Annotated in this window: 11 protein-coding genes; 6 read left to right on the top strand and 5 right to left on the bottom strand. The window is 71.7% G+C overall.

The genetic code is table 11. From position 1 onward, the window contains the following. Window positions 1-6: 6 nt before the first annotated feature. Window positions 7-1623 (bottom strand): carboxyl transferase domain-containing protein, encoded by a 1617-nt coding sequence (locus ACIRDU_RS05700; RefSeq protein WP_403574861.1) that lies wholly within the window; start codon window positions 1621-1623, stop codon window positions 7-9. Between the two features lie 86 nt (window positions 1624-1709). Between ACIRDU_RS05700 and ACIRDU_RS05695 the strand changes: the two genes are divergently transcribed. The 3 genes from ACIRDU_RS05695 to ACIRDU_RS05685 all read left to right on the top strand — a co-directional run bounded on the left by ACIRDU_RS05695 (window position 1710) and on the right by ACIRDU_RS05685 (window position 4529). Further along, window positions 1710-2330, top strand: a complete 621-nt coding sequence (locus tag ACIRDU_RS05695; RefSeq protein ID WP_403574858.1) for a TetR/AcrR family transcriptional regulator — start codon at window positions 1710-1712, stop codon at window positions 2328-2330. 105 nt (window positions 2331-2435) lie between these two features. Then, window positions 2436-3593, top strand: a complete 1158-nt coding sequence (locus ACIRDU_RS05690) for an acyl-CoA dehydrogenase family protein (RefSeq protein ID WP_403574855.1) — start codon at window positions 2436-2438, stop codon at window positions 3591-3593. 45 nt (window positions 3594-3638) lie between these two features. Beyond that, the gene (locus tag ACIRDU_RS05685) at window positions 3639-4529 is read left to right on the top strand and encodes an acyl-CoA thioesterase (RefSeq protein WP_403574852.1); all 891 of its coding nucleotides are present in this window, start codon (window positions 3639-3641) and stop codon (window positions 4527-4529) included. Here the strand turns inward: ACIRDU_RS05685 and ACIRDU_RS05680 are convergent. Together ACIRDU_RS05680 and ACIRDU_RS05675 are read right to left on the bottom strand one after the other, a co-directional pair. Continuing rightward, complete coding sequence (locus ACIRDU_RS05680) at window positions 4522-5310, bottom strand: phosphatase (RefSeq protein ID WP_403574849.1); 789 nt, start codon at window positions 5308-5310, stop codon at window positions 4522-4524. The two genes, ACIRDU_RS05685 and ACIRDU_RS05680, sit on opposite strands and share 8 nt — an antisense overlap. A gap of 93 nt (window positions 5311-5403) precedes the next feature. Further along, the gene (locus ACIRDU_RS05675) at window positions 5404-7131 is read right to left on the bottom strand and encodes a PucR family transcriptional regulator ligand-binding domain-containing protein (protein WP_403574847.1); all 1728 of its coding nucleotides are present in this window, start codon (window positions 7129-7131) and stop codon (window positions 5404-5406) included. 122 nt (window positions 7132-7253) lie between these two features. Between ACIRDU_RS05675 and ACIRDU_RS05670 the strand changes: the two genes are divergently transcribed. The 3 genes from ACIRDU_RS05670 to ACIRDU_RS05660 are packed head-to-tail and all read left to right on the top strand — an operon-like array spanning window position 7254 to window position 11439. Beyond that, window positions 7254-8720 carry a sodium:solute symporter gene (locus ACIRDU_RS05670; RefSeq protein ID WP_403574844.1) on the top strand — a complete coding sequence of 489 codons (1467 nt, stop codon included), beginning with the start codon at window positions 7254-7256 and terminating at the stop codon, window positions 8718-8720. A gap of 56 nt (window positions 8721-8776) precedes the next feature. Beyond that, window positions 8777-9757, top strand: coding sequence for an agmatinase (speB, locus tag ACIRDU_RS05665; protein ID WP_362038228.1), 981 nt, complete (start codon window positions 8777-8779; stop codon window positions 9755-9757). Then, window positions 9754-11439 (top strand): thiamine pyrophosphate-binding protein, encoded by a 1686-nt coding sequence (locus ACIRDU_RS05660; RefSeq protein WP_403574841.1) that lies wholly within the window; start codon window positions 9754-9756, stop codon window positions 11437-11439. Before speB ends, ACIRDU_RS05660 begins: the two co-directional genes overlap by 4 nt. Window positions 11440-11466: 27 nt before the next feature. On the opposite strand, the gene ACIRDU_RS05655 is transcribed toward ACIRDU_RS05660, so the two are convergent. Further along, entirely contained in the window at window positions 11467-12069 is a 603-nt protein-coding gene (locus tag ACIRDU_RS05655) for a hypothetical protein (RefSeq protein WP_403574838.1), read from the bottom strand. 178 nt (window positions 12070-12247) lie between these two features. After that, the gene (locus ACIRDU_RS05650) at window positions 12248-12850 is read right to left on the bottom strand and encodes a hypothetical protein (protein ID WP_403574835.1); all 603 of its coding nucleotides are present in this window, start codon (window positions 12848-12850) and stop codon (window positions 12248-12250) included. Window positions 12851-13208: the final 358 nt, after the last annotated feature.

Raw genomic sequence — 13208 nt, 5'->3', positions numbered from 1 at the left:
GTCCCCTCACATCCGGAAGACGCCGAACTGGGGGTCACCCAGGGGCGCGTTGGCGCACGCGGTCAGGGCCAGGCCCAGGACCTGGCGGGTGTCCAGCGGGTCGATCACACCGTCGTCCCAGAGCCGGGCCGACGCGTAGTAGGCGCTGCCCTGACGCTCGTACTGGGCGCGGATCGGGGCCTTGAAGGCGTCCTCGTCCTCCGCCGGCCAGGACTCGCCGCGGGCCTCCAGCTGGTCCCGCTTGACCGTCGCGAGGACCGAGGCGGCCTGCTCGCCGCCCATGACCGAGATCTTGGCGTTCGGCCACATCCACAGGAAGCGGGGGGAGTACGCCCTGCCGCACATGGAGTAGTTGCCCGCGCCGTACGAGCCGCCGACCACGACCGTGAGCTTCGGTACACGCGTGCAGGCCACCGCCGTGACCATCTTGGCGCCGTGCTTGGCGATGCCGCCCGCCTCGTAGTCCTTGCCGACCATGAAGCCCGAGATGTTCTGCAGGAACACCAGCGGGATGCCGCGCTGGTCGCACAGCTCGATGAAGTGGGCGCCCTTCTGGGCGGACTCGGAGAACAGGATGCCGTTGTTGGCGACGATGCCCACCGGGTGGCCGTGGATCCGGGCGAAGCCCGTGACCAGGGTCTGGCCGAACTCGGACTTGAACTCGGCGAACCGGGAGCCGTCGACGACCCGGGCGATGATCTCCCGCACGTCGTACGGCGTGCGGGAGTCCACCGGGACCGCGCCGTACAGGCTGTGCGGGTCGACCTTGGGTTCCGTCGCCTCCGCGACCTCCCAGGGGAGCGTCCCGCGCGCGGGGAGGGTGGAGACGATCGTGCGGACGATGCGCAGCGCGTGCGCGTCGTTCTCCGCGAGGTGGTCGGTGACGCCCGAGACACGGGAGTGGACCTCGCCTCCGCCGAGCTCCTCCGCCGTGACCACCTCGCCCGTGGCCGCCTTCACCAGGGGTGGGCCGCCCAGGAAGATCGTGCCCTGGTTGCGGACGATCACCGCCTCGTCGCTCATCGCCGGGACGTACGCGCCGCCGGCCGTGCAGGAGCCGAGGACGGCGGCGATCTGGGGGATGCCGGCGCCGGACATGCGGGCCTGGTTGTAGAAGATGCGGCCGAAGTGGTCGCGGTCCGGGAAGACCTCGTCCTGCATGGGGAGGAAGGCGCCGCCGGAGTCCACCAGGTAGACGCAGGGGAGGCGGTTGTCGAGGGCGACCTCCTGGGCGCGGAGGTGCTTCTTCACCGTCATCGGGTAATACGTGCCGCCCTTGACCGTGGCGTCGTTGGCGATGACCACGGTCTCGCGGCCGCTGACCCGGCCGATTCCGGCGATGACCCCGGCGGCCGGGGCCTGGCCCTCGTACATCCCGTCGGCCGCGAGCGGGGCCAGCTCCAGGAACGGCGAGCCCGGGTCGAGGAGGGTGTCCACGCGGTCGCGGGGGAGCAGCTTGCCGCGCGCCGTGTGACGGGCGCGGGCCTTCTCGCCGCCGCCCTGTGCGGCCGCGGCGAGCTTGGTGCGCAGCTCCTCGACGAGGGCGTGGTGCGCCTCCTCGTTGGCCCGAAAGGCCTCCGACGCGGGGTCTGCCGCGCTCGTGAGCTCCGGTGCCTCGTGCATCCTGCGGTCCCCTCACCTTGTTAATGAGCGTTAACGCATTTCCTTCAGGTTAACGACCGCTAACCTCCCTGTCTAGAATTGTTTTCATGGCCACCAGAACCGATGCCCCCACCCGCCGTGAGCAGATCCTCAAGGAGGCCGCGCGGCTGTTCGCCGAGCGGGGCTTCCATGGGGTCGGAGTCGACGAGATAGGTGCCGCGGTCGGGATCAGCGGGCCCGGGCTGTACCGGCACTTCGCGGGTAAGGACGCGATGCTCGCGGAGCTGCTGGTGGGGATCAGCGGGCAGTTGCTGACGGGGGCGAAGCGGAGGCTGGCGGAAGCGGACGGGGGTGGGGCGGAGCAGGTGCTCGACTCGCTGATCGAGGGGCATATCGACTTCGCGCTCGATGACCGGCCTCTGATCACCCTGCACGACCGGGAGCTGGATCGCCTCCGGGACAGTGACCGGAAGATGGTGCGGCAGTTGCAGCGGCAGTACGTGGAGCTGTGGGTGGGGGTGGTCCGGGAGGTGTACCCGGGGCTCGGGGAGCCCGCGGCTCGGTCCGCCGTGCACTCGGTGTTCGGGTTGCTGAACTCGACGCCGCATCTGGGGAGGTCCGGGTCTTTGCCGGGGCGGGGGGCTACGGCGGAGTTGCTGCACCGGATGGCCCGGGGGGCGTTCGCGGCGGCGGTGCACCCCCCGGCCACCCCTCTGGCCCCGGCGTGACGAGCGTTACGCCGCCTGCCCCGCCCCCACCCTGGACGCGTCTCGATACTCGCCGGTATCTTTGGCTGAGCAAGCGCTTAGACATGAAGTCGTGGAGGTGGCGGCGTGCGCCGTACGGTGTTCAACGAGGATCACGAGGCGTTCCGGGAGACCCTTCGCGCCTTCATCGAGGCCGAGGTCGTACCGGTGTACGACGAGTGGTTCGCCGCCGGCCAGGCGCCGCGCGAGTTCTACTACAAGCTCGGCGAGCTCGGCATCTTCGGCATCAACGTCCCCGAGGAGTTCGGCGGCGCCGGCCTGGAGAGCCACAAGTTCGAGGCCGTGCTGTACGAGGAGACCGCTCGCGCCGGTGTCCAGTTCGGCGGCTCCGGCGTGCACGTGCTGCTCGCCCTGCCGTACATCAAGATGCTCGCCACCGACGAGCAGAAGAAGCGGTTCCTGCCCAAGTTCGTCTCCGGTGAGGAGATGTGGGCCATCGCGATGACGGAGCCGGGCACCGGTTCCGACCTCGCGGGCATGAAGAGCACCGCCAAGCTGAGCGAGGACGGGACGCACTACGTCCTCAACGGCGCCAAGACCTTCATCACCGGCGGCGTGCACGCCGACCGCGTGATCGTGTGCGCCCGCACCTCCGCCCCCACCGCCGAGGACCGCCGCCACGGCATCTCCCTCTTCGCCGTGGACACCAAGTCCGAGGGCTACTCGGTCGGCCGCAAGCTCGACAAGCTCGGCCTGAAGACCTCCGACACCGCCGAGCTGGCGTTCGTCGACGTCAAGGTGCCCGTCGAGGACCTCCTCGGCGAGGAGAACAAGGGCTTCTACTACCTCGGCCACAACCTGGCCTCCGAGCGCTGGGGCATCGCCTTCGGCGCCTACGCCCAGGCCAAGGCCGCCGTCCGGTTCGCCAAGCAGTACGTGCAGGAGCGCACCGTCTTCGGCAAGCCCGTCGCGCACTTCCAGAACACCAAGTTCGAGCTGGCCGCCTGCCAGGCCGAGGTGGACGCCGCCGAGGCCGTCGCCGACCGCGCGACCGAGGCCCTGGACGCCGGTGAGCTCACCCCCGCCGAGGCCGCCTCCGCGAAGCTGTTCTGCACGGAGGTCGCGCACCGCGTCATCGACCGCTGCCTCCAGCTGCACGGCGGCTACGGCTACATGAACGAGTACCCGATCGCCCGCCTGTACGCGGACAACCGCGTCAACCGCATCTACGGCGGCACCAGCGAGATCATGAAGTCGATCATCGCCAAGGACATGGGCCTGTAAGGCCCCCGACACCGGCACGCGATCACTGGCCGGTACAACCACCTCATGAGCCAGGCACTTCAGGACCTCCTCGATCTCCTCGATCTCGAGCAGATCGAGGAGGACATCTTCCGCGGCCGGTCCCGGTCCGCCGTCGTCCCCCGGGTCTTCGGCGGGCAGGTCGCGGCCCAGGCGCTCGTCGCCGCCGGGCGCACGGTCCCCGAGGACCGGCCCGCGCACTCCCTGCACGCGTATTTCCTGCGCCCCGGCGACCCCGGTGCGCCCATCGTCTACACCGTCGACCGGATCCGCGACGGCCGCTCCTTCACCACCCGCCGGGTGGTCGCCGTCCAGCACGGCAAGCCGATCTTCCATCTCTCGGCGTCGTTCCAGACGTACGAGGACGGGCTGGATCACCAGGAGCCGATGCCCGCCGCGCCCGATCCCGTGACGCTCCCGACCGGTGCGGAGCGGCTGCGCGGGTACGACCATCTCGACCCCGTCGTGGTGGAGAAGTTCCTCGAGGCCCGCGCCGCCGTGGATCTCCGGTACGTCGACGAGCCGCCCTACGGGAAGTTCGGTGAGCCGCGCGAGCCGCACTCGCAGGTGTGGTTCCGGACCAACGGCAAACTGGGCGGCGCGGTCGACGAACCGCTGCTGCACGTCGTCCTGGCCACCTACGTCTCCGACATGACGCTGCTCGACTCCGTGCTGCTCGCGCACGGGCGCGGCGGCTGGGCCGTCGGGGATGTCGTGGGGGCCTCGCTCGACCACGCGATGTGGTTCCACCGGCCGTTCCGCGCCGACGAGTGGCTGCTGTACGACCAGGAGTCCCCGTCCGCGTACGGCGGCCGGGGACTGGGGCAGGCCCGGATCTACACGCAGGACGGGCGGCTGGCCATCACCGTGATCCAGGAGGGCGTGGTCCGCGTCCCGCGCGGGCGGGACGCTAGCTGAGGCCCGCCTCCGACAGCAGGTACGCCGTCATCGGGTCGTAGTGGCGGGGGCTGATGACGTGGTCGTCGAGGGGCACCGTCACCTGTACGGTGCCCTCGGCCTCGGCGATGAAGAGGGCCGGGTCGTTGCAGTCGGCGTAGCCGACGGAGTCCACGCCGTGCTGCCCCGCGTAGCCCGCCCAGCCGTGGTCGGCGACCACCAGGTCGGGCAGCGGGCGGCCTTCGCGCTCCAGGCCCGTCAGGATCGCCTTCATCGGTTCGCCCGAGTGGGTGTGCCACAGGGTGGCGCCGTGCTCCAGGACCGCCACGTCCGCGAACTGCATGACGTAGCCCTCCTCGGTCGTCAGCCCGTCCGGGATGACGACGATCTCGCAGCCGGCCGCGCGCAGTGCGGAGGCGGTCGCGCGGTGCACGTCGAGGAGGCCGCCGGGGTGGCCGGTGGCGAAGAGGACGCGCTGCTGCCCGTCCGCCGCCTTGCGCAGCCGCCCGGCCATCCGCTCCAGACCGTCGACGGTCAGCTCCGGGTCGATGGTGTCCTGGCCGTACCGGTACTCGGGGTCGTCGTTCACGCCGACCCGCTCCGCCATCACCGCGAGGACGTCCTGCTCGTCGCTCCAGCGGTCGCCGAGTTCCAGCCCGAGCCAGTAGTGGCGGTCGCTGTTCGCCAGCTTGCGGTAGTGGGAGAGGTTGTTCTCGCGGGGGGTGGCGACGTCGCCCGCGATGCGCGTCCTGACGAGGTGTTCGACGAGTTCGGCGCGGCTGGGGGTCCCGGTTATCGGCATGGCACCCATTGTGAGGCAGCCCCCGACGGGCGTCCCTGGCGTATCGAACGCTGGGATGTGCGTCACGTACTCAGCGGGACACCGCTCACCTACTCAGATCCGCCGCAGCGCGAACCAGAGTTCCATCCGTACGTCCGGGTCGTCGAGGTCCGTCTCCAGCAGGGTCGCGCAGCGGGCGATGCGCTGCCGGACGGTGTTGCGGTGCACGGACAGGGCGACGGCCGTGCGGTCCCAGCTGCCGTGCAGGGAGAGCCAGGTGCGCAGGGTCTCGGTGAGCGCGGGGTGGGCCGTGACGGGGGACAGGAGCCTGCGGGCGTGCGCCGCCGCCTCATCGGCTGGGACCAGGTCGGCGAGGGCGGGGCGTGCGCTGTGCCGGACCAGCGGGGTCCGGGTGGCACGGGCCCGGGCCAGGGCGCGGGCCGCCTGGGTGTCGGCGACCGGCCAGTCGTGCGGAGCGACGGCGGCGCTCAGGCCCAGGGTCCAGGCGGGCAGCTCGGCCGGTGCCCGGTCGGCCGGCACCAGCACCCGTACGACATCGCCCGCCGAGTCGACCAGGGCGGACCCGAGCGCGGCACCCAGCGCGGAGGCCGCGACGGGGTCGGGGGCGCCGTCCCCGTCCGGCCGGGCGTGCACGACGATCCACGGCCCCTCGCCGAGCAGCGACGCGACCTCCTCGGGCGGCGCGCCCAGCAGCAGCCGCACCAGCGCGGAGGAACGGGCCGCGCCCGTACCGCTCTGCTGCTCTCCGGTGAGCAGCGACAGCAGCACGGCGGCGACGGAGGCGACGGTGTGGTCGCCGGGGGTCCCTTGCGGGGTCGCGACCCCGAGCACGAATCCGTGCCCGGCGCCCAGGTTGTAGGCGGCGAGGTGGACGCCGCCGATGGAGTCGGTGGCGGAGGAGGGGGCGGGACGGCCGGAGTCGGTGGGGGATGCCGTGGCCGAGTGATCGGGGCCGGCGGGATCGGGACCGGCGTCCGTCCGGGGGGCCACGCGGGAGCGGACCGCCCCGGGCCCGGCCGACCACGCCCGGACCGAGCCCACGCCTGGTGCCGCGCTCGCCTGGGGCGTGGGACGGTCCGGCTGTGCCGTGGGGCCGGGTTCGGTCCGCCGTGTCCCGGTCGCGCCCGGCCGTGCGTCCGTCGGTGGTGCCGTGCTCGCGGGCGGCGTGGGACGGTCCGGTCGTACCACCTCCCCCAGCCGCGTCAGCGCCCCCCGCACCTCGTCTCCCGGCTTCCGGCCCGCCGAGGCGATCTCCGCCCCCTCCGGCCCGTACAGCACCGTCCAGCCGGCCAGTCGCTGCGCGAGCTGCCGGAGCACCGACGGGACCGGGTCGGGGCGGGACGCGGCGGCGGCGAGGCTCTGCTGGGCCTCGGTGACGCGGCGGAGTTCGGCCAGGCGGGCCTGGGCCATCAGCTGCCAGACCGCGCGGGCCACGCCGGAGAAGGTGGTCCGGGGCGGCACCTCCAGCAGCGGCAGACCGTGCGACGCACAGGCCGCGGCCAGCGCCTCCGGCACCGTGTCGTGCACCGGCGCCACTCCGAAGCCGAGGGCCGCGCCGCCCGCCGCCACGATCCGGGAGACGTAGTCGTCGAAGTAGGCGGTCCCCGGGCCCACCGCCTCCGGGATGTGCACGCCCGCCGTGAGCAGCAGTTCGCCGCCCAGCAGATACGGATACGGGTCCGCCATCTCCGAGGTGTGCACCCAGTGGACGACCACGCCCTCTGCGGCGGGCCCCGCGATCTGCCGCAGCGCCAGGTCCTCGCGGGCCAGCAGCGCGGTCAGCGGTACGGGTGGGGTGGGCGGGACCGCCGGGTCCGGCATGGTGTGCGTTCCCTCCATCCGGCACCGGGTCGAATGGATGAAACGTACACTTCGCAGTCGCTTTCCGGCCACCTAAGGTCAGTCCTCGTCACCCGCCGGCGACACCGATCGAAGGAGGCCCCATGGCCGTCGACTACACCGTCATCGTCGTGTACCTGGCCGGCATGCTGGCCATGGGCTGGTGGGGCATGCGCCGCGCCCGGTCCAAGAGCGAGTTCCTCGTGGCCGGCCGCCGCCTCGGCCCGTCCCTGTACTCCGGCACCATGGCGGCGATCGTCCTCGGCGGCGCCTCCACCATCGGCGGCGTGGGACTGGGCTACCAGTACGGCCTGTCCGGCGCCTGGATGGTCTTCACCATCGGCCTCGGCCTGCTCGCCCTGTCCGTCTTCTTCTCCGCCCGCATCGCCCGGCTGAAGGTCTACACCGTCTCCGAGATGCTCGACCTGCGCTACGGCGGCGGCCGGGCCGGGATCATCTCCGGTGTCGTCATGTGGGCGTACACGCTGATGCTCGCGGTCACCTCGACCATCGCGTACGCCACGATCTTCGACGTCCTGTTCGACATGAACCGCACGGTCGCGATCGTCCTCGGCGGCTCGATCGTCGTCGCGTACTCCACCCTCGGCGGCATGTGGTCGATCACCCTGACCGACATGGTGCAGTTCGTGGTGAAGACCATCGGCGTGCTGCTCCTGCTGCTGCCCATCGCCGTCGTCAAGGCCGGCGGGTTCAGCGAGATGAAGGCGCAGCTGCCCACCGAGTACTTCGACCCGCTGGGCATCGGCGGCGAGACGATCTTCACCTATGTGCTGATCTACACCTTCGGCATGCTCATCGGGCAGGACATCTGGCAGCGCGTCTTCACCGCGCGCAGCGACAGGACCGCCAAGTGGGGCGGGACCGTCGCCGGCACCTACTGCCTCGCCTACGCCCTCGCCGGTGCCGTCATCGGCACCGCGGCCAAGGTGCTGTATCCGAAGCTCGCCGGCCCGGACGACGCCTTCGCGACCATCGTGAAGCACGAACTGCCCGTCGGGGTGCGCGGGCTGGTGCTGGCCGCCGCCCTCGCCGCCGTGATGTCGACGTCCTCCGGCGCGCTGATCGCCTGCGCCACCGTCGCCAACAACGACATCTGGTCCCGGCTGCGGGGCGTCGGCAAGGCGGTGCCTGCGGAGGACCACGACGAGGTGAAGGGCAACCGTGCCTTCATCCTGCTGATGGGCCTCGCGGTCATCGCCACGGCCATCGCGATCGACAACGTCGTGGAGGCGCTGACCGTCGCCTACAACCTCCTCGTCGGCGGACTGCTGGTGCCGATCCTCGGCGGGCTGGCCTGGAAGCGGGGCACGGTCCACGGCGCCCTCGCCTCCGTCGTGGTCGGCGGACTCGCGGTCATCGTGCTCATGGCGACGTACGGCATCCTCGCCAACGAGCCGGTCTACTACGGTCTGCTCGCCTCGCTCGCCGCCTATCTGGCCGTCTCCCTGGCCACCCCCGCCACCGACACCGCCGTCCTCGCCGCCTGGCGCGAGCGGCTCGCCGGGCGATCGTCCGAACTCGCGTCCGAACCAGTCCCGGCATCCCAGTAAAGTCGTAGAGCAAGCAGTACATACGCGATGAAGCGTAGGAAAGAAGGCATTACTTCATGAGCAGCAACGAGACTCCGCGCGGGCCCGTCGACTCCTCCCGCGTTCCGCGGTACGCCGGTCCCGCGACCTTCGCCCGGCTGCCCCGGCTGGACGAGGTCGGCCGGGCCGATGTCGCGGTCGTGGGCGTGCCGTTCGACTCGGGTGTCTCGTACCGGCCGGGCGCCCGCTTCGGCGGCAACGCGATCCGTGAGGCGTCCCGGCTGCTGCGCCCGTACAACCCGGCGCAGGACGCCTCGCCGTTCGCCCTCGCCCAGGTCGCGGACGGCGGTGACATCGCCGTGAACCCGTTCAACATCAACGAGGCCGTCGAGACCGTCGAGGCCGCCGCGGACGACCTGCTCGGCACCGGCGCCCGCCTGATGACCCTCGGCGGCGACCACACCATCGCGCTGCCCCTGCTGCGCTCGGTGGCGAAGAAGCACGGCCCGGTGGCGCTGCTGCACTTCGACGCCCACCTCGACACCTGGGACACCTACTTCGGCGCCGAGTACACGCACGGCACCCCGTTCCGCCGCGCGGTCGAGGAGGGCATCCTCGACACCTCCGCCCTGTCCCACGTCGGCACCCGCGGCCCGCTCTACGGCAAGCAGGACCTCACCGACGACGAGAAGATGGGCTTCGGCATCGTCACCTCCGCCGACGTCTACCGGCGCGGCGCCGACGAGGTCGCCGACCAGCTCCGCCAGCGCATCGGCGACCGGCCGCTGTACATCTCCATCGACATCGACTGCCTCGACCCGGCCCACGCCCCCGGCACCGGCACGCCCGAGGCCGGCGGCATGACCTCGCGCGAACTGCTGGAGATCCTGCGCGGACTGGCGTCCTGCAACCTGGTCTCCGCGGACGTCGTCGAGGTGGCCCCCGCGTACGATCACGCGGAGATCACGTCGGTGGCCGCCTCCCACACGGCGTACGAACTGACCACGATCATGTCCCGCCAGATCGCCGCGGCCCGGAAGGACTCGGAAACCAAGTGACACACGACCACGACCTGGTGCTCCGCCCGACGCCCGCCCAGACGGAGGCCGCCCTGAATCCTCCCGCCGGCCGCAACGGCGGAGACCTGGTCGTGGAGACCCTGGCCGGGCTCGGCGCGACGACCGTCTTCGGCCTGCCCGGCCAGCACGCCCTCGGCATGTTCGACGCACTGCGCCGCTCGGACCTGCGCTACATCGGCCTGCGGGTGGAGAACAACGCCGGGTTCGCGGCGGACGCCTACGGCCGGATCACCGGTGAGGCCGCGCCGCTGCTGCTGTCGACGGGGCCGGGCGCCCTGACCTCCCTGGCCGCTCTCCAGGAGGCGGCGGCGGCCTCCGCGCCCGTGCTGGCGATCAGCAGCCAGGTCCCGACGGCGGGGCTCGGCGGCGGCCGGCACGGCTATCTGCACGAACTGCCCGACCAGGCCGCCTCGTTCCGGGGTGTGGTGAAGTCCGTCCACACCGTCCGCACCCAGTCCCAGATCCCCTCCGCGATCGAGGCGGCCTGGACGTCGGCGCTGTCGGCCCCGCACGGCCCGGTGTGGGTGGAGATCCCGCAGGACGTCCTGCTCGCCGAGACGGCGATCCCGGTGGTGACGGGCGGCGACGCCTTCCCCGAGGAGCTGCCGCCGCGTCCCGAACTGACCGCCGTGGCCGCCGATCTGCTGTCGAAGGCCGCCCGTCCGGCGATCATCGCGGGCGGGGGAGTGGTCCGGGCGGACGCCTCGGGCAAGCTGAAGCAGCTGGCGGAGCGGCTCCGGGCGCCGGTCGTCACGACCCCCGGCGGCAAGGGCGCGTTCCCTTGGAAGCACCCGCTGTCGCTCCAGTCGTGGATCGAGGACCGGCACACCACCGACTTCCTGGAGGACGCCGACGTCCTCCTGGTCGTCGGCTCGGGCCTTGGTGAACTCTCCTCGAACTACCACACGTTCAAGCCGCGCGGCCGGGTCGTCCAGATCGAGGCCGACCTCGGCAAGCTGGAGTCCAACCACCCGGCGCTGGGCATCCACGCCGACGCCCGGCTGGCGTTGCAGGCGCTGCTGGAAACGGTGCCGCCCCGCGAGGACGCGACGGCGGCGGACCGGGTCCGGGACGTGCTCGCGAAGGTCGCCGACCGCATCGCCGCCCAGGAACTCACCCTGGAGCAGGACGTGCTGGCGTCCGTCCGCAGGGCGCTCCCGGCCGACTCCCCGTCCTTCTGGGACATGACGATCCTCGCGTACTGGGCCTGGTCGGCCTTCGACGCCAAGGGCCCCAACCACATGCACTCGGCGCAGGGCGCGGGCGGTCTCGGCTACGCCTTCCCGGCGGCCCTCGGCGCGGCGGCGGCCGACCCGACCCGGCCCGTCCTCGCCGTCTCCGGCGACGGCGGGGCGCTGTACTCCATCGCCGAGCTGGCGACGGCCCGTCAGTACGACCTGAACGTCACCTGGCTGATCGTCGACGACGGCGGCTACGGCATCCTGCGCGAGTACATGAACGACGCGTTCGGTGAGGCGACCGCGACGGAACTGACCCGGCCCGACTACGTGGCCCTGGCGGAGTCCTTCGGCGTCCCCGGGGCGCGGACGACCCCGGAGAGCCTGGAGCAGGACCTCGCGAAGGCGCTGGAGACGCCCGGGCCTTCGGTGGTCCTGCTCCCGGCCGTGCTGCGGATGTTCGCACCGACGCACCTGGGCTGAGCGCGCCGGCCGGCCCTGGGAGGCTGCCTACAGGCCGTCGCGGACCATCGCGGCGACGATGTGGACGTGGCGGTCGGCCGCCGTGGCAGACCACTCGTTGTCGTAGTTCAGGCCGTAGGGCCAGAAATGACCGCCGCCGGTGGAGATCTTGGCGCCGGAGCCGTCGTACTGCCTGACCAGCGCGGTGGCCTGACCGCCCGTCCACGTGCCGCTGCCGCCGAGGCGGGACCAGCCCGAGCTGGTTCCCACGCCGATGGTGTGGGAGATCTCGTGCAGGGCCGTCCGCTCGTTCATGTAGCTGCGGTTGCTGCCGAAGCGGATGGTGCCGTTGATGTTGCCGTCGGCGGTGGGGACGCCCGGCTCGTAGCGGACGCTGAGGGTCTTGCCCAGGTCGCTGAGGTTGTTGTAGCGGGCCACCGCCGCGTTCATGGCCTTGGTGATGAGGTCGTAGGCCGCGCGCTGGTCCGCTGTGGGGTTGCTCGCGCGGACGAGGGACCAGGTGATGGTGGCGGCCGCGGCGCGTTCCCGGGCAGGTGCGGGCGGGGCCTGGGGAGTGGCGGCCCGGGCGACGCCGGGACCGGCCAGCAGTGCGGCGGTCAGGGCGGCTACGAGTGCCCTGCGTGGGCTCATGTGCGGATCCTCCTGTGGGGGTGGCCGTCACGAAACGTGTGAAATTTCGCACGGCGTTCGGGATCTCGGACAAGTGGCGCCGCCGTCCACCCAAAGTGCTGATTCGACACGGCAGTTGGCGCGCTGTCGACCGCAAGTATCCCGGCGGGAAAGGCGGCGTCAAGAGTTCCGGCAGAGGTCAGTGGAACCAGAAGAGCAGCGTGTCAGGGTTCGTCCCGAGCTTTCGCGCGCTCTCCCATACCTCCGCCTCGAGCCGCATGACGTCGGCGAACCGGCGGGCCGGGCCACGGAATTCGGGGTCGAGACGGTCGAGTACGCACGCGTAGGCATCGGCGAGTGCGGCGGCCCGCGGGGCCGGCAGCGTGCCGATCGCGGGCACCGCGTCGCCGGGGTGGGGCAGCCGCAGCGGCGGGCCGCGGAACAGGAACGTGCCGGGGAGCAGGTCGGACGGTACGCCGTGCCGGGCCAGTTCGGCGTCCATGGCAGGGAACCAGGACGGGCGGCGCCAGGCGCCGAGGTCGGTGGGGTCGGAGAAGTGCGCCGCCACGGCCTGGTAGAAGGCGTAGCTGTAGGCGGGGCAGAGGTCGGTGCTCGGAGCGCCGTCGACCAGCTCGTCCAGGGCCTGGCTGATGGAGACGTCGAGGTCGATGCCCTGCTCCCGGAAGCGGGCGTCGGTCCGCTCGCACTCCGTACGGACCCGGGCGAGCGTGCGCTCCTGCCGCTCGGTCCGCTCCACGGCGGTGAGCAGCCGCACCACCGTTCTCATGTCACCGGTGCTCATCTCCAGGCAGTAGCCCACCGTTTCGTTTCCCTTCACCCGTTCGCCGGACACCGGTGTCCATGATCGGGGACGCGGGAACGGCCCCGGACCTGGAAGTCGGGGGCCGTTCGATCGTGCGGGGTTATGGGGATCAGCTGACGTCGGACGGGTCGAGACGGTAGACCGCAGACCGACTCGACCGCTTCGAGACACCGGAAGTTTTGATGGCGGATGTCACCCCAGCATGGTGGAGAGCCCCGGTTGGAGGCCGCTGTGCCGAAGCCGGCCGCCGCCTGTGAACCGGGCGGCTTCCGGTAACGACTCGTACAAGCCTTCGTCACGGCTACAACCATTTGCCCGCGTCCGGGTGTCAAGGGGT

Origin of the sequence: Streptomyces sp. NPDC093598, assembly GCF_044764825.1 — a bacterium.
Lineage (GTDB): Bacteria > Actinomycetota > Actinomycetes > Streptomycetales > Streptomycetaceae > Streptomyces.
This window is presented reverse-complemented; position numbering and strand designations above follow the sequence as displayed.

Bases quoted from the DNA above. Each gene is read 5' to 3' on its own strand.
- ACIRDU_RS05700 (WP_403574861.1), bottom strand. From the start codon at position 1,623: ATGCACGAGGCACCGGAGCTCACGAGCGCGGCAGACCCCGCGTCGGAG.
- ACIRDU_RS05695 (WP_403574858.1), top strand. From the start codon at position 1,710: ATGGCCACCAGAACCGATGCCCCCACCCGCCGTGAGCAGATCCTCAAG.
- ACIRDU_RS05685 (WP_403574852.1), top strand. From the start codon at position 3,639: ATGAGCCAGGCACTTCAGGACCTCCTCGATCTCCTCGATCTCGAGCAG.
- ACIRDU_RS05680 (WP_403574849.1), bottom strand. From the start codon at position 5,310: ATGCCGATAACCGGGACCCCCAGCCGCGCCGAACTCGTCGAACACCTC.
- ACIRDU_RS05675 (WP_403574847.1), bottom strand. From the start codon at position 7,131: ATGCCGGACCCGGCGGTCCCGCCCACCCCACCCGTACCGCTGACCGCG.
- ACIRDU_RS05670 (WP_403574844.1), top strand. From the start codon at position 7,254: ATGGCCGTCGACTACACCGTCATCGTCGTGTACCTGGCCGGCATGCTG.
- speB (WP_362038228.1), top strand. From the start codon at position 8,777: ATGAGCAGCAACGAGACTCCGCGCGGGCCCGTCGACTCCTCCCGCGTT.
- ACIRDU_RS05655 (WP_403574838.1), bottom strand. From the start codon at position 12,069: ATGAGCCCACGCAGGGCACTCGTAGCCGCCCTGACCGCCGCACTGCTG.
- ACIRDU_RS05650 (WP_403574835.1), bottom strand. From the start codon at position 12,850: ATGAGCACCGGTGACATGAGAACGGTGGTGCGGCTGCTCACCGCCGTG.